This is a genomic window from Dysgonomonas sp. Marseille-P4677 (genome assembly GCF_016652235.1).
Taxonomy (GTDB): Bacteria; Bacteroidota; Bacteroidia; order Bacteroidales; family Dysgonomonadaceae; genus Dysgonomonas.
This window is the reverse complement of the sequence record NZ_JAEPKU010000005.1, coordinates 12,926-29,105: the sequence shown is the minus strand read 5'-3', so window position 1 is coordinate 29,105 and position 16,180 is coordinate 12,926. Positions and strand designations below refer to the sequence as shown.

14 protein-coding genes are annotated in these 16,180 nt (G+C 34.5%); 3 read left to right on the top strand and 11 right to left on the bottom strand.

Annotated elements, in window-relative coordinates; genetic code table 11:
- Window positions 1-5 precede the first annotated feature (5 nt).
- Window positions 6-2,354, bottom strand: a complete 2,349-nt coding sequence (locus tag JGH11_RS02285; protein ID WP_201109947.1) for a TonB-dependent receptor — start codon at window positions 2,352-2,354, stop codon at window positions 6-8.
- Window positions 2,355-3,066: 712 nt separating this feature from the next.
- Here JGH11_RS02285 and JGH11_RS02280 point away from each other — a divergent pair.
- Genes JGH11_RS02280 through JGH11_RS02270 form a run of 3 tightly spaced genes read left to right on the top strand, consistent with a single transcriptional unit; the run spans window position 3,067 to window position 4,399 of the window.
- Window positions 3,067-3,450, top strand: coding sequence for a DUF6249 domain-containing protein (locus tag JGH11_RS02280; protein ID WP_201109946.1), 384 nt, complete (start codon window positions 3,067-3,069; stop codon window positions 3,448-3,450).
- Entirely contained in the window at window positions 3,451-4,008 is a 558-nt protein-coding gene (locus tag JGH11_RS02275; RefSeq protein ID WP_201109945.1) for an RNA polymerase sigma factor, read from the top strand.
- A 28-nt stretch (window positions 4,009-4,036) separates the two neighbouring features.
- Window positions 4,037-4,399 (top strand): hypothetical protein, encoded by a 363-nt coding sequence (locus tag JGH11_RS02270; RefSeq protein ID WP_201109944.1) that lies wholly within the window; start codon window positions 4,037-4,039, stop codon window positions 4,397-4,399.
- A 72-nt stretch (window positions 4,400-4,471) separates the two neighbouring features.
- Here JGH11_RS02270 and JGH11_RS02265 read toward each other — a convergent pair whose 3' ends face one another.
- The 10 genes from JGH11_RS02265 to JGH11_RS02220 form a co-directional block, all read right to left on the bottom strand.
- Window positions 4,472-4,717 (bottom strand): hypothetical protein, encoded by a 246-nt coding sequence (locus tag JGH11_RS02265; RefSeq protein WP_201109943.1) that lies wholly within the window; start codon window positions 4,715-4,717, stop codon window positions 4,472-4,474.
- A gap of 445 nt (window positions 4,718-5,162) precedes the next feature.
- The gene (locus JGH11_RS02260) at window positions 5,163-5,942 is read right to left on the bottom strand and encodes a radical SAM protein (protein ID WP_201109942.1); all 780 of its coding nucleotides are present in this window, start codon (window positions 5,940-5,942) and stop codon (window positions 5,163-5,165) included.
- A gap of 9 nt (window positions 5,943-5,951) precedes the next feature.
- Window positions 5,952-7,016, bottom strand: a complete 1,065-nt coding sequence (locus JGH11_RS02255; protein ID WP_201109941.1) for a hypothetical protein — start codon at window positions 7,014-7,016, stop codon at window positions 5,952-5,954.
- Between the two features lie 28 nt (window positions 7,017-7,044).
- Window positions 7,045-7,488: a YqaA family protein gene (locus JGH11_RS02250; protein ID WP_201109940.1), complete on the bottom strand. Its 444-nt coding sequence runs from the start codon at window positions 7,486-7,488 to the stop codon at window positions 7,045-7,047.
- On the bottom strand, window positions 7,481-7,693 hold the full coding sequence (locus tag JGH11_RS02245) for a hypothetical protein (RefSeq protein ID WP_201109939.1): 213 nt from the start codon (window positions 7,691-7,693) through the stop codon (window positions 7,481-7,483). Before JGH11_RS02245 ends, JGH11_RS02250 begins: the two co-directional genes overlap by 8 nt.
- A 5-nt stretch (window positions 7,694-7,698) precedes the next feature.
- A complete protein-coding gene (locus tag JGH11_RS02240) occupies window positions 7,699-9,387 on the bottom strand; it encodes a YfhO family protein (protein WP_201109938.1) in 1,689 nt (562 codons plus the stop codon).
- Window positions 9,380-11,062: a hypothetical protein gene (locus tag JGH11_RS02235; protein WP_201109937.1), complete on the bottom strand. Its 1,683-nt coding sequence runs from the start codon at window positions 11,060-11,062 to the stop codon at window positions 9,380-9,382. The genes JGH11_RS02240 and JGH11_RS02235 overlap by 8 nt, the downstream gene beginning before the upstream one ends.
- A complete protein-coding gene (locus JGH11_RS02230; protein ID WP_236263829.1) occupies window positions 11,059-12,744 on the bottom strand; it encodes a hypothetical protein in 1,686 nt (561 codons plus the stop codon). The genes JGH11_RS02235 and JGH11_RS02230 overlap by 4 nt, the downstream gene beginning before the upstream one ends.
- Window positions 12,741-14,426 carry a hypothetical protein gene (locus tag JGH11_RS02225; protein WP_201109936.1) on the bottom strand — a complete coding sequence of 562 codons (1,686 nt, stop codon included), beginning with the start codon at window positions 14,424-14,426 and terminating at the stop codon, window positions 12,741-12,743. Before JGH11_RS02225 ends, JGH11_RS02230 begins: the two co-directional genes overlap by 4 nt.
- Window positions 14,413-16,134 (bottom strand): hypothetical protein, encoded by a 1,722-nt coding sequence (locus tag JGH11_RS02220; RefSeq protein ID WP_201109935.1) that lies wholly within the window; start codon window positions 16,132-16,134, stop codon window positions 14,413-14,415. Before JGH11_RS02220 ends, JGH11_RS02225 begins: the two co-directional genes overlap by 14 nt.
- Window positions 16,135-16,180: the final 46 nt, after the last annotated feature.

Sequence of the window (16,180 nt, the reverse complement as noted above, 5' to 3'; positions counted from 1 at the left end):
ATTATTTAAAATTTAAAATTCCATGAAATAGATGGAACAAATGTGAATAGAGAATACTGATAAGCCGTCGTTTTGTTCGGATCTTTTGTATTAGTACGAAACTGAATCATATAAGCATTTTCTCGTCCGTAAGCATTATAAAGTCCAAAAACCAGTTCCGAATGGAATTTCGATGTTTTCTTCAATATGCATGTCGCTCCTAAATCGAGACGATGATAGTTAGGCATTCTGTAACCATTTCGTTCAGCATAATACATTACATCTTTACCATTTATCTGATATTTGCCACTCGGATATGTTATTGCATTTCCTGTATAGAAAACCCATGCCGCCGATAATGACCATTTAGGATTTAATTCATACATCCCCACAATGGATATATCATGTGTTCTATCCTGAAATGCATTATACCATTCACCTTCGTTTATCCCGTTAATTTTCTTCTCCGATTTCGACAAGGTATATCCTATCCATCCGGTAAGTCTACCTAAACGTTTTTTCAGACTTAGTTCGACTCCATATGCACGCCCCTTGCCCGATAGTATTTCCGTCTCAATAACATCATATCCCTGTATATCGGCATTATCTTTAAAATCTATTTGATTTCTCATATCCTTATAGTAACCTTCGACGCTAAACTCAAACATATTATCGGAAAAATTACGGAAGTACCCTAGAGAAACCTGATCCGCTATCTGAGGTTTTACATTGTTAGAACTTGAGGTCCATCGGTCAAAAGGTGTTCCTTGTGCTGAATATGATAGTAGGTGCATATTCTGAACAGTTCGGGCGTAAGCCGCCTTTATAGAAGAAACATCATTCAGTTTATATGCAGCAGATAAACGAGGTTCAAGATTGAGGTATGTTTTAACAACTTTACCTGAATTATACCATATACTATCTAAGACTTCATTATTTTCGTCCAACGTATAATATTGTCCTTTGCCTAGTGCCATAAAAGCAGATATGCGCAATCCGTATACAACTTCGAGCTTATCAGATATTTTTATCTGATTAGAAGCATATATTGCATTCTCTAGGGAATAACGATGATGTAGATTCACAGAATTCTTTTGTTCCGAATCTATGTTATAATCTCCGGGTGCAAGATCATGCCTTGTAGATTGTAGTCCAAAACGCCACTGACTAGTTTTATTTTGCTGAAACAAAAACTCCTGTTTCAAGCCATAATCTTTTATCTTCGCTTTTCCTCTCAAATCCATCCCTACTTCCATACCGAAATAATAATCGTATTGATTATACGCCAAAGAGGTTTTGGATACCCACTTATTATTTATGCTCCTATTCCAGTTTACGGTTAAGAAAGTATTACCCCAATTAGTTTCAGCAGCATCTTTCAATACCATTTTATCCTTACCCAAGTAACCTGAAACAGTAAGCTGATCTTTATCCGATAATGCAAAATTGAGTTTCATATTCAGATCATAAAAGTACAAATAGGCGTTCTGAGCATCTTTAGCTCCCGACAAACGAGCTATTGCATCAGCATAAGTACGCCTTGCGCCTACCAAGAACGATGATTTCCCCTTTTGTATGGGTCCTTCAACATTTAGGTTGGAAGAGATTAATCCTAAGCCTCCATTAACATGGTATTTCTGATTGTCTCCATTACGTTGCTGAACATCGAGTATAGAAGCGAGACGCTCTCCGTATTGGGCTGGCATAGCTCCTTTATATAATGTAACATCACGTAATACTTCTGAATTGAAAGTAGAAAAGAAACCCATCAAATGAGAAGCATTGTAGAGAGAAACATTATCCAACAAGATAAGGTTCTGATCGGCACTACCACCACGAACATAAAACCCGGAACTACCTTCACCCGCACCTTGCACTCCAGGCATGAGCTGTATCGTTTTTATAATATCCTTTTCGCCCAACAAGACTGGAATTTTACTTATTTGTTGTATTTCAAGTTTTTCAACTCCTGTCTGAGGAGCAGATACATTAGCATCAGGTCTCTCAGCTGAAACAACTACTTCACTAAGCCCAATAGATGTTTGTTTGAGTTCTATATCTCTAATTATATTTTTATGAAGTGATATCTCAATCTGTCTTTTCTCGAAACCTATATAATCTACTAATAAAGTATATTCTCCCTTAGGTAGGCTAATACTATATTTCCCATTTTCGTCAGAAGAGACACCGTTCCCATTACGGTCTTTTATAATGATGGGTACACCGATTAGAGTTTCTTTGGTTTGGGAGTCAACAACGGTTCCACTTATTTTATATGTTTGTGCCACAGACGTAGCGGTAAACAAAAAAAGGCAAAATAACCATAAGAACGAAGCCCAAGCTTTTCTTGATGAGTAGTTAAAGCGTAATCTCATAAATTTGTTAGTTAATTGTTAGTTACATAAATCAGATAAATGAATAGCTCACTTATTCGAAAAATTTGCTGATAACAAGCAGTCTAAGAATCTCTCTTATCTCTTAATTAATCGCAGTAGCGCAATCATATTCTTTTTGATCCTGAATAAATATAACTGTTAATATTTAAGTATATTGTATTAAAAGACACTGTTATGTTAATATTCTTACAGAATTATTATTCTTTCTTCTATTTGTCGTAAAAAAGATCAAAACATCACAGCATCATCGAAATTAGATAATAATCTGTTACATTTCATTTTTTTTACGAAAGCCGAAGGTATGGCTATTATATCATCAAGGAAAGAAAAAAGCGACCAAATTGAGTGAAAAATCGACGAATGAGTATATATAGATGATGAGTGAAAAGAAATTTTATAGAAATACCTTCTGAAAATTTATAATGATAAATCTTATCCGGAACTAAATATTCAACTATATTTGTCTGTAATTACGCCATCGCATTAAATGGCATCGGATTGAAAACCAAAAAGGTAAATAGATACTTCTCAAAAGATATTTATTTATTCGGAATGAAGATTAATAGGATCAAAGCATATCATATTTATAATTTATTCGTTTCCTCGAAAAAAAATAAAAAATCTGTAACCAAATGTAATTTCCTGTAGTCATATATTCGGAAACAGATTATAAACAAAATAAAAAACAATTATGGATACTTTAACTGGATTAACGAGCATAGTAGCCGTGTTATCAGCAGTCGCACTGCCAATCGGACTAAGCATGTATATTGTACTACGTTCTATAAGCACAAAGCATAAGGAGCGTATGGAATTGATCAGACAAGGAATTATTCCACCTGAACAAACTAAACCAACTCCGAACAAATACAGATCACTCCGCAATGGAATTCTTTGTATAGGAATAGCTTTAGGACTAATCATCTCCCTAGTCATATCTTATATGATGAATCTAGGTGAAGACCAAGCTTTTTGGGTTGTCTCCTCGGGAATACTACTGTTCTTAGGTCTTGGTTATGTAGTATTCTATCTGCTGGTGAAAGGGAAAAAAGAATTTGATGACGACGCTGAATAAATGAATGAAAAGCAACAGATACACAGGGTACTGAAGGGAGAAACATCTGCCTTCGGCTACTTTGTAGATACCTATCAGGACATGGCCATTACTATAGCCTTTCGCATCTGTGGTAATAAACAAGATGCGGAAGACATAGTGCAAAATGCCTTTGTCAAAGCTTTTCATAATTTGCACACATTCAGATCTGACAGTAAATTTTCCACATGGTTCTATCGCATAGTATACAATACAGCTATCACTGAGTCGAGAAGTTCGGTCCATAATACAGAATTTGTCGATTACAAAGTAATAGACTCAGATAGTTCATACTCAGAAATGGACACAATAGCCATGGTCGAAGAAAATGAACGTAAAACTATGGTTAACGAAGCTCTAGATAAGATGCCTAAAGACGAGGGAGTATTGCTTACATTATACTATTTGGAAGATAATTCGGTAAAAGATATTGCATCTATAACAGGCTTAACTGATACGAATGTAAAAGTGAAACTGCATCGTGCGCGAAAGCGATTCGCCGATACGATAAATCTACTCATGAAACACGAAAGTGCATAAACTTTAAAAAATTATATATATTTGAAATATGAATAAAGACAATATAAATTCGCAAGATCAGAAATTTAAGGAACTGCTTTCAGGTACCAGAATGAAGGCCGGAGAAAACCTTAAGTTCAGAATTATGCAACAGATAGAAACAGAAAAAGCGTTGGTTGCGAAGAAGAATACGAGCACCCGCTCAATTCTGAAAAACATGTTTACTATCTTTGGGGTAATGTATATATTGATTGCGGTAGTTGGTCTTTTTATATATACCAAAGATGGGGAAAATGCTTTGAACTCGATGACATTCTATCTTCCTGTCATATTAATATCCTGTGTTTGCAGTATGTTTTGGATGATATCGGTATACGATGATCGACGAAGAAGCAAGCAAAAAAGTAAATAAGAAAGAGCCGCCCAAATACATTTGGCGGCTCTGTTACTTTTGTAATTGATTTATTCTTTTAATTACGATCGATTATTTTTTCAATTCCTTTTTTACTTCCTTTTTCACTTCACCTTTAGTCGCCTTTACATCAGCTTTAACTGCTGGTTTTGCAGCTTTAGCATCAGATTTTACTTCTTGTTTTACAGCTTTTGTATCAGCCTTTACTTCTTGTTTTGCTTTGTTTACTTCTTTTTTAGGTGTTACATTTTGAGCCATTACACTAGTAGATGCAATCAATGCGATTGCTACAATACCTGAAAGAATAATCTTTTTCATAATTTTTTTTGCGTATTAAAGTGTTAAACGTAATGTTTAAATACGAAGCAAATGTATATCAGATACGGTTTTGGAGCGAGTTAATCCGCGTTAAAAAAAATGGCGCTTTGTGTAAGTATTATTAAGGAATATTTTCTTCGTTTAAATACTTTTCCTCCGATTCTTTTTTGAAGGAAAAAAGATGATTTGGTTATAATTTTACTTAACAGATACAGCTATTAACTTCTATTAGCATTAAAATGTTAAGATGAAATATCCTATCACATAACTTATCCGACAGAACCTCACTTAATAAAAATCTGTCTAAACTCAGATAAGTAAATACAGATGGTAAAAGTATATATAACCTAGAGAACGGAAATACTCTTTCCGTCCCCTTATATCGTTTCCCTGTCTTCTGCAAAAGCAGAAGCCAATCAGGAAAGTAAATATTTTATATTTCTTCTTATCCGGATACACTCACTTTTATACCCAATTTTTCTGCTCTTATTGCTATTTTCTTCAATTCGTCCAAAGAAACCTTTTCTAAATTCTTTTCGGGAGTTTCCCTATCAATGGTATATATCATTATCTCCTTCGGATTTGTTGCTCTCACAGCTTCTAACCAAGCTGAAACTTCCCGTTCGGTCGTATTGTCCACTATCTTTCCATTATGACTTCCCTTCAAAAACATTGTTTGCATAATGAAATCTCCTTCGAAGCGTTTAAACAAAGCTATTTGCTTCTCAATACTGTATTCCGGAGAATTAGGGCGGTCTATTAACCTTACTGTATCCAAGATAGCCGAATCAAGCTTAAGGATATTATTATCTACTTTCTTTAAAGCATCAAATACCGTTTGTTTACCGGCGTGCATAGCGTTTGATAAAACACTTATTTTCGCATTCGGAAAATATATGTTCCTAAGCTCAATAGTATCGTCTATAATTCCTGCAAATTGCGGATGCATTGTCGGCTCTCCATTTCCTGCAAAAGTAATGACATCTATTGCTACTTCATCTTTTTGTAGTTGTATAAGTTTATCTTCCAGTGCAGCTTTGACATTATCCCTATCAGGCAGTTTTGTCTTGGTCCTAAAATCTTTATTATATCCGCATTCGCAATATATACAGTCGAATGAACATAATTTGCCATCGTAAGGCAAAAGATTCATACCTAGAGAACTTCCTAAACGCCTGCTATGTATAGGCCCGAAGACTATTTCGTGAAATAATATAGTTGACATCAAATATCCTTAATTAATAAATCTTTCTATAGTTTTAATGGCTTTGTCTCTATTCGATCCGAAACAACGGCCTAATTCATTATATACAATCTCCTCTGCTGCAATTTTTATTTCAGGCTGTTCAAGCTTAATTTTCAAGGCCCCCTCATATTGAAAAGAAGAGCCAATGACGGATGCTATAAGGATAAAACCTTTATCTTTTATAATATTATCTGGGATCTCTACTTCAAGATTATTTTTATTTACAAAATCTTTTATACTGCGAATAATTCCTAATTCAGCTCCATCGATTAGCGACCCATGGCCGAATGTTTCCGTATACCCTGCAAAAGATTGCACGTATGAACTGATACCGGACTCAGGTAAACAAAGAGAAATCTTATATCTAAACCCATCTCTCTCTTTATCAATATCCAAGCGTAAAGAAGACTGATCGCAAGAGCGCTCAAGTATTAGAACATCCATCCTGTTGAATATTCCATTTGGATAGTAAAATACACATTCCTGAAAATCGTCATGCATATTATCAATACATGTAATTTTCACAGCAGAATTTATATAAGCAATTCTACGAAAAACGGAGCACAAATATTCGAAATTGATGTCAGTTGTTTTAAATATACTTCTATCGGGAGTAAAATATATAATTAAGTCTTCCGTTAAATATCCTTCATCTATATTTAATGCAAACTCTCCCTTTCCTCCAGATAATATATAAATCTTTCCAGCATTATATACCTCTATATTTATAGATTCACTAAGCCCTATAATTACAGATAAAGGCTGTATATTTCTTTGATTATTTAAAGAAGGCACATCATTTAGAGCATTAAACTTTTTAATAAGAGCATCTACAGCAATATCTGAAGACGATATACGGATTGTATTCTCCGAAGTGAGTTCTATATCCACCTCTTCCAATCTCGCAGATGAAATAAGATTAAGGACAACCGATTCAATCACTGTACAAATCCCTTTTGTGGAAAGATCGCCGACATACATAGCCGGACGTAACCGAAGACTCTCCATTAGAGATATCTTTTTCTTATCGGATTCTGCAAACTGATTTTCCATACTCTGTTCTATAAATTTATACTCACTTTCAGATTACCCAACTTACACCGTACATTATCAGGACATATCTTATAAACTTACCTGCAAACATACATATATTAACTATGTAGATATTAGCACGCATATATCCCAAGGCCAGCGCAATTATATCCCCTACAACAGGCATAAAACTAAAAAATGCCATAATAGCCCCTTTTCCTTCGAGCCAATGTTGCATTCTTTCTATTTTTGCTTTATCGACCTTAAGATATTTTTCTATCCATTCTATTTTTCCTAATCGTCCCAGATAATAATTGGTCATACCTCCAAGCCAATTGCCTACAGATGCAATAATGACACAACTCCAGGCATTCATACCCATTGCAAGCAAACCTGCAAAAACAAACTCTGATCCAAAAGGAAGTATAGTAGCCGCCAGAAATGAAGCTAAAAAAAGACCTATATAGCCATATTCGACAAATCCGTCAAGCATTCATTTTATAATATATAAATAAGGCGAAAAATGGTGCTAATATACAAAGACCTATCCCGGCCTTTTTGACCCAAGATTCAGCCTTTACTCTTTCTTCTCCATATTTCACTTTTCGAACCAACGACCCAGGACTAAATATCATGAATAAGCCGAAAAGCAACATGAAAATCGCATATAAATAATCGTAATTAGAATATTGTTGCATTATTATTACTTTTTAGATGGTTTCCTTCTTTTTTGTAGAAAAATATAAATACACAATACAAATATACTCAGAATGGAAATATAGTAACTCACTTTTTGAATAATTGTGCCTTTGTAATATACTTTCACACTACCCGATTTATCAACAGGTATTTGTATTAGTCCGCGCTTGCTTTGGGTGATAGCTAGTTCTTCTTTTTCCAATTTAGCCACGTAGCCTTTATAGTAGAGCAATGGCAATTCGAGAGAATCTGAATCTTGAACTTCTATATCAATATTCAGATGGCCTCTATCCCTATGATATTCTAATACATGCACATGCCCTCCCAAGCCTATAATAGAGTCTCCCCTAAACAAAATATGATAGGCCGACTCCATTCTATCAGGAACATATTCGGCTCCGTTGAGATAGAAAAAGTTTGAAGGATTAGGCTCTTTATTGGTTTTATGAATATCTATATGCTTCTGTCTGAAATTACCATTATGCGTATACAACGTAATCCCTGAACAAAGAACAACTATAACAGCAACTATAAATCTAGATCTTTCCTTCATAAATATACGGGATAAATAGTATCCACCCGCTAACGCAAGAAAAAGAGTTACTAAGAGGTAAAGCCGCCCCGGATATTGAATAAAAGACAACAAAGTAAAAGGAAAACGCCCCCACGGAAATAACTGGGATGAAGCAAAAATATAGAATAATCCGATAAGCACACCAATATCGACACTCCTCAACATATTTGATTTTTCTTTTACAAAGAAACGCAGAAAGATCACCGCAGTCAATAATATCCCTATACCAACTATCGATATATCTTTGGGGTAGAAGAAACCACAGATCAAACCCCAAAAAACATAGAGCAATGGAATTTTAGATCTGGAGGGAAGTGTCCAATCATTTGTTTCGTAGCGATATGAATTTGCCAGCATTTGCTCCAAAAGTGGATAAATATAGACGGTTGTAATTAATAACGTAATGAAACCAGCTAGAACGAGGAAATAGATACGTCGTGGTTCTTTAATAAATGATTTATAATAAAATATAAGTATTAAGACAACTGTAATAAAAGTAAGGACAGTAGATATAACATGTGAGAATATCAATAAACTAAAGCCGATAGCTATGATATACCATTTTTTGTAATCACCTTTTATTATATGATAAAGCCCTAAGAATACTAAAGGTATAAAGGTGAATGCGAATACTTCGCCCAATGCTCCCCTATTATACACATCGAAAAGACGATAAACAGAGAATGTATATAAAATAGAAGCCAAAAACGCAACATAGGAACTTTTATAAACTATATTTACCGCCCAGTACATAAATAATCCACAGAGAATGGTCATAGTAAACAACATTACTTCATAGGCTTCGCAGGGACTAATCAGTGTTCCCAGAGCGGCAAAAGGAATAAGTATAATATCAGAATAAAATACCTTACTCAGATAGCCATAATTCAATGCGGCCATATGGTCTATATAGATAGGGAATGTCCCTTCGCGAAAAGCAGTAATAAGAGCTTCAAATCTTTTGAGATGAAAATAATAGTCATAACCCGGATGTTCGTAAGCCGGACCATAAATAAGAACCATACATATTGCAAGTAATATAAGTGTTGCAAGAAAGAGACAAAAATGGTATTTCTTATTCTCAGCAACAGTATGTATTATTTCATCTATTTTATTCATTCTTTATAGTTTTCTTTCTCCTTTTGTCAAAACATATGTATACTATCAAGGCTAAAATACTAATTATACTAATATACCAACTTACTTCTTGTAAAATTGTTCCTACATAGAAAACCGAAACCTTTCCTGATTCATGAACCGGTATCTGAACTAAACCTTTTTCACTTTCTTCAACTAAAACTTCTTTTCTATTGAGATATGCCTTATAGCCTTTGTAATAAACTAAAGGCAGTTCTATTATATCAATATCTGTTACTTTTATATCGAAAGATATAGCCTTTCCTTTTCTGAAAATATCTGATACTTTCGTACCTATATACTGTGCTCCTATACTATCACCCCTTTCGTGTATATAATTATGAGAAGGTACCTTTACGGGAAGATACTCCAATCCGCCCAGATAATACTCGTTATCAACTGAGGCAATCCCTGTAAACCAATGCGGGGCCTCACTTTTTGCAAGTGACTGCCAATATTTATAATTATTATTATTTACAAAGAAAACAGCTAAAGTAAAGAGAATAATCCCTGCGCTTGCAATAATATACTGCCTTCTGTCTTTTAGAATAACCGAAAGATAATATGCACCACCAATAGCTAGAAAGAATATGATAAACTCATACAAACGCCACGGAAACTGAATAAATCCGAGAGGCAAGCGTCCCCATGGAAAAATTCCGGAGGACATTATAAGCAGAAGGACTCCTATCAGAATACAAAAATCAGCTATTCTCATTGGCGGTTTTTTATCCTTAACAAACAGACGCAGAGATACTAATATAATTATCAAAGGCCCTGTTCCAGCCATATTTTGAGTTTTAGGATAAGCAATGCCACTAAGGAATCCCCAGCCAAGATCGGTAAAACTCAGTTTTGTTTGTCCTGTAATATTTTCCTTTATACTATAATAAAAGGTATTGGACATCATCTGTTCTAACATCGGAAATATATAACTGCCTACAATAGGTAAAGTTATAATTGCTGCTAATAACAAATAAACAATACGTCTAGGCTCTTTCAATAAAGGCCTATAGCATAATATTACAATGAGAAAAAGTGTAATAAAAGTAAGAACGGACGATAACAAATGGGTATAAATAAGTAGGCTATAACCGATTGTTAGTATATACCATTTCTTGTAATTTCCTTTTATAATATGATAAAGTCCTAGGAATGCAATAGGAAGGAAAGTAAACGAAAGAGATTCACCAAGTGCGGCTCTATTATACCAATCGAAAAGATGATAAGCTGAAAAAGTATATAAGATAGCACTAATAGATGCAACAAAGGATTCTTTAAAAATGACATTTACAGCCTTATAAGTAAAAAGTCCACATAAGAATGTCATTACGAAGATCATTGCATTATAAGCTGATATAGTTCCGATAAAGATCCCCAAAACAGCGAAAGGTAGAATGATCAGATCGGGATAAAATCCTTTTGTAAAATAACCATAACCTTCTAAGGCTTTATAATCTATATAGATAGGATAAGTCCGGTCTTGTAGAGCCTGTATCAATACATCAAAACGACGAATATTGAAAAAATAGTCATGTCCTGCATATTCTGATACCGGCCCAGACAAACAGACCATAAACAGAGATAAGACAAATAATACGACAAGAAATATATAATAATCGTATTTCCTATTTTTTATATTATCCAAACTATTCATTTTTCTATCGGATTCACTTTATTCCTCTTGAGCATAAAGATATATGCACAAAGGCTCAAAATACTAAATAAAGTAATTAACCAACTTATTTTTTGAAGAATCGTACCCTCGTAATACACCTCTACATAACCAGACTCGTTAATTGATACCTGAACCAGGCCATTATTACTTTCGGAAACAACAAGAGAATTGTTATTTAATTTTGCTGTATATCCTTTATAGTATATTAGAGGTAATTCTAGTATTTCATTTTCATTAGTATTTACACCGAATGAGACAACCTCCTTATTTCTTCCAAAGTCAGTAATACTTGTTCCCGGCTGCATTGATATTATATCATCTCCCCTTTCTGCAAGATATTCTATAGATGGAACTTTTACAGGTAAATACTCAAGGCCTATAAGGTGATAATTATTTTCAAATGTCGATTCGCGTACAATACCAAGACTACACCGCACATCGTGATACATCTTTGCATCATTAGACATCATAACAATCGTACAAATAACAAGCACTCCACCTGCCATAAATCGACGTGTATTCGACTGCAATATCAAAGACAAATAATATCCACTTGCTACGGCAAACAAAAAACTGGAAAACTCATACAGTCTCCATGGGATTTGAATAATAAATAATTTATTGAAAGGGAAAAGTTGCCATGGAAATAGATAAGAAGAAGCAAAAATATAAATAAGACCAATCAACACGCATATATCGGCACTCCTCAACCGAATCGACTTTCCATATACAAACAGTCTTAGAACAATAGCGCAGGTAAGTAGCAAACCTGTTCCGGGAATAAATTTCCGTTCGGGATAAACAATACCGCTAAACAGTCCCCAAAAGATAGAATAAGTTCCTAGTAAATTATCTTTGATCTTCATTAAAGGATTTGTCTGATAATAAAACGTATTGGAAAGTAACTGCTCTATCATCGGAAAAAGAAAACAACTCACAATAGGAATAGTAAATACCCCTGCAAGAATTAGGTATAGTATCCGCTTGGGCTCTCTGACAAATGATTTGTAATAAATGAGTAAGAATATCACAGTAGTGACAAACATCAGAAGTGTTGCAATAGCATGTGTAAAAATAAGGAGACTGAAACCAATAGTGATAATATACCATTTGCGATAATCGCCTTTCACTATTTCATAAATCCCCCAAAATACAATGGGTATAAATGTAAAAGATAAAGCTTCTCCCAATGCCCCCCGATGATATATATCGAGTAAACGATATATAGCAAATGTATAAAGTAATGCGGATATCGCTGCTGCATAAGTATTTTTGTATATTCGATTCACAGAGAGATATGTAAAGATTCCACAAAAGACAGTCATTGTAAACAACATAAACTGATAAGCAAAATCAAGATTTGTCAGATTACCTATAAAAGCAAATGGAATCAGTACAAAATCAGGATAAAAACCCTTTGTGAAATAGCCATAACCTTCAATAGCAGAATAGTCAGTATAGATAAGGAAAGGACTAACCTTAAGTCCATCCATTAAAGCCTCCAAGCGTCTGAAATGAAAATAAGAATCGTGTCCGGGGCAAAATGGAGAATATAAATAGACCATTGTTACCGAAAGAAGACCCAATAAGGTAAAGAAGAGCCAAAATTGGGCTTTCCTACTCGAAGCGATTCTATTCAAAATAGTATCTATTTGTTTCATTTATTCACAGTTTGCTTAATCTTTCTTCTTTGCATAAATATGTAGATACACAATCCAACAATGCCAATAATAGTTACAAAATAACTAATCTTTTGAATGACAGTACCCTCATAAGAAACTTCTATATGACCTGATTGTACTATTTGAAGCTGTACCAACCCATTTTCACTTTCCGATACAGGCATATCCATATTATCTAACTTTGCTGTATATCCTTTATAGTATATAAGAGGAAGTTCGGCAGTATCGGGTTTATCTATGCTTATGTCAAAACCTGTAACAGATGCTATCTTCGTGAAACTAGATATATTTGTCGATTCATTATCCACTATTATACTGTCTCCTCTTTGATGTATATATTCGATTGACGGTACTTTAGACGGAATATATTCTAAACCACCGAGATGATAATCATTATTAAAGGATGCAATCTGTGTTATAGGCCTACCGCAACGATACATCCTATACATTTTAGCATCATTAGCCATAACAAGCACAATGGTAAAGGCAATAACGCATCCACCAAAAAGCAGTCGTTTATTACTTTTCAATATTTGTGACAAATAATATCCTCCTCCTATAGCAAAGAAGAAACACGAAAATTCAAATAATCTCCATGGCATTTGTATAAAATTCAGCATACTGAATGGAAAAATAGTCCATGGGAATATGGGTGAAGAGGCTACGATATAAGCTAATCCTATAATTACACAGAGATCAATACTTCTCAGTTCGGCTGATTTGCCATATACAAATATTCTCAAAGCAATAGAACACGTTAATAATAATCCCACTCCCGGAACAAAGATTTGGGCAGGAGCAATCACTCCTGAAAACATCCCCCAAATAATCCAGTGAAACGGTAAGGCTGAATCTTCAGTTTTCGCCATAAGATTATGACTTTCATAGTAGAACGTATTCGAGACCATCTGCTCCAGCATCGGATAAAGGTAGTAGGCTGTCACAACCAGAGTAACAATACCTGCTATTATTAGATAGATGAAACGCTTCGGCTCTTTGAGCAGCGACTTGTAGTATATCAGAAGGAAGATTACCGATGTTATCAGCATAAGAACCGATGATATGAGATGTGTAAATATCATCAGGCTAAAGCCAATAGTTAACAGATACCACTTCTTATAATCTCCTTTTATAATATAGTAAAGCCCAAGAAATACAATCGGAATGAATGTAAAAGTTAGAGTTTCGCCAAGTGCTGCACGATGGTATAAATCGAGTAGCCTGTAAACGGCAAATGTATAGAGTAATGCACTAATAGAAGCAGCAAACGAATTTTTATAAATATAATTTACAGTTATATAAGTAAATACTCCGCATAGCATAGTCATAGTAAATACCATGAACTGATATGCAAATTCAATATTTGTGATATTGCCTATCAAGGCGAAAGGAATCAATGCGAAGTCAGGATAAAAAGCTTTCGAAAAGTAGCCGTATCCATCAATAGCATTATAATCGATATATATAAGCCAAGGACTTGCTTTAAGTCCGTCCATCAATGCTTGCAAACGTCTGTAATGAAAGAAGAAATCCTGCCCCGGACAAAGAGGTTGATAAAAATACATCATTATCAGCGTAAGAAACACCAATATGACAAAGAACAGCCAAAAATGGCTTTTCTTATTCGCTACTATTCTATCCAACAAGTTAAATAGTTCCATTATTTATTCGTCTTGCACCCTGAGGGATGTAAATGTATACACATAAAATCAAAAGACCAATCAATGATATATACAAGCTCGTTTTCTGTAAAGTCGTACCTCCGTAATATGCTTCTATTTCCCCCGATTCATCCGTTATAACCTCAACTAACCCAAGATCACTTTGATATACGGGAAGTTTTTCACCGTTCAAAGTTACACTATATCCGTAATAATAAAGAAGAGGAAGTTCTAAAGTATCGATTTTATTTACCAACACACTAAATAGCGTTGTATTGTATTCTCTTCTTAAATTCTCTATTTGAGTATCTTCATTTCTAAAATCAACTTTTTCTTTCCTATCTCGAATATAGGATATATCGATCAACTTGGAGGGCAAATACTCTCGTCCTATCAGATTATACCCATTCTCATAGTTTGGCTCTACCAAAGAGGCTCTTGCCTGAGTAAGAACTCCTCCATTAAGATCAAGCGATTTATAATTCTCACTCTGGATATATGTGGTTGCCATTGTAGCTACAATAAAAACAATAGAAACCACAAAGCGCTGATTATGCTTAGTAAACACTAAAGATACATAATATCCTCCTGCAACAGCAAAGAAGAAACTTACAAATTCATATAACCGCCATGGATATTGTATAAATCCTAACAAGCTAAAAGGAAAACGGCCCCATGGAAAAATACGGGATATAGCAATAATAAAACATATTCCGATTATAACTCCTATATCTACGCTACGTAATAGCTGTGATTTATTTTTAGGAACAAAGAAACGTAAAAACACAACAAGAGTGAGAATAACCCCTATTCCTGTCCAGAGTTCCCTATGAGGATAGGCAATACCACTGATAAATCCCCACAAAATATAGTCGAAACCAACTTTTCCATAACCGGCCCCTCCTCCCGGGCTCCGCGAATCAAGATAAAAAGAATTTGATGACAATTGTTCCAGCATCGGGAATGTATAGTAAGCAGTAAGAACAACTGTTACCACACCTGCCAAAACAAGGTACAAGATACGTTTAGGCTCTTTCAAGAAAGATTTATAATAGATAAATACCAAAATAATCAATGTCACAAACATCAATACCGATGCTATTGCATGAGTATAAATAAGTAAGCTATAGCCAATAGCAAGTACATACCATTTTCGGTAATCCCCTTTTATTACATAATATAATCCGAGAAAAACAATTGGTAGGAAAGTGAATGACAGAGCCTCAGCTAATGCAGCCCGCTGATATATATCATACAGTCTGTAAACGGCAAAAGTATAAAGAATAGCACTAAGTGATGCTGCATAAGAGCTTTTGTATATCACCCTTATTGTATGATACATAAATACCCCACATAAAACTGTCATGGTGAATATCATTGCATCATAAGCAAAATATATATTCGAAAAGATTGCTACAAGAGCAAAAGGTACGAGAATAATATCCGAATAAAAGCCTTTAGTAAAGTAGCCATAGCCATCAACATTACTAAAATCAACATAAAAAGAAGGATAAATTCCATGCTGTAAGGCATCTGCTAAAGTGTACAGCCTCCTGTAATGAAAAGTGAAATCATAGCCCGAATAAGAAGATGATGAGCCAAAGCACCACATCATAAATAATGCAAGAAAAACCAATACTGAGAAAAATATCCAGTATTGGCTCTTTTTGTTATGTTGCATATTATTCAGAGTATTTTCTATATTCATATCCACTCTTCAATCAATAGTTATAAAAACCAGAAAATCAGAGTAC

Excerpts from the sequence above, each read along its gene's own strand:
- JGH11_RS02250 (WP_201109940.1), bottom strand. The coding sequence starts at position 7,488 with ATGCTTGACGGATTTGTCGAATATGGCTATATAGGTCTTTTTTTAGCT.
- JGH11_RS02225 (WP_201109936.1), bottom strand. The coding sequence starts at position 14,426 with ATGGAACTATTTAACTTGTTGGATAGAATAGTAGCGAATAAGAAAAGC.
- JGH11_RS02280 (WP_201109946.1), top strand. The coding sequence starts at position 3,067 with ATGGATACTTTAACTGGATTAACGAGCATAGTAGCCGTGTTATCAGCA.
- JGH11_RS02220 (WP_201109935.1), bottom strand. The coding sequence starts at position 16,134 with ATGAATATAGAAAATACTCTGAATAATATGCAACATAACAAAAAGAGC.
- JGH11_RS02285 (WP_201109947.1), bottom strand. The coding sequence starts at position 2,354 with ATGAGATTACGCTTTAACTACTCATCAAGAAAAGCTTGGGCTTCGTTC.
- JGH11_RS02260 (WP_201109942.1), bottom strand. The coding sequence starts at position 5,942 with ATGTCAACTATATTATTTCACGAAATAGTCTTCGGGCCTATACATAGC.
- JGH11_RS02270 (WP_201109944.1), top strand. The coding sequence starts at position 4,037 with ATGAATAAAGACAATATAAATTCGCAAGATCAGAAATTTAAGGAACTG.
- JGH11_RS02255 (WP_201109941.1), bottom strand. The coding sequence starts at position 7,016 with ATGGAAAATCAGTTTGCAGAATCCGATAAGAAAAAGATATCTCTAATG.
- JGH11_RS02235 (WP_201109937.1), bottom strand. The coding sequence starts at position 11,062 with ATGAATAGTTTGGATAATATAAAAAATAGGAAATACGATTATTATATA.
- JGH11_RS02240 (WP_201109938.1), bottom strand. The coding sequence starts at position 9,387 with ATGAATAAAATAGATGAAATAATACATACTGTTGCTGAGAATAAGAAA.
- JGH11_RS02275 (WP_201109945.1), top strand. The coding sequence starts at position 3,451 with ATGAATGAAAAGCAACAGATACACAGGGTACTGAAGGGAGAAACATCT.
- JGH11_RS02230 (WP_236263829.1), bottom strand. The coding sequence starts at position 12,744 with ATGAAACAAATAGATACTATTTTGAATAGAATCGCTTCGAGTAGGAAA.
- JGH11_RS02265 (WP_201109943.1), bottom strand. The coding sequence starts at position 4,717 with ATGAAAAAGATTATTCTTTCAGGTATTGTAGCAATCGCATTGATTGCA.
- JGH11_RS02245 (WP_201109939.1), bottom strand. The coding sequence starts at position 7,693 with ATGCAACAATATTCTAATTACGATTATTTATATGCGATTTTCATGTTG.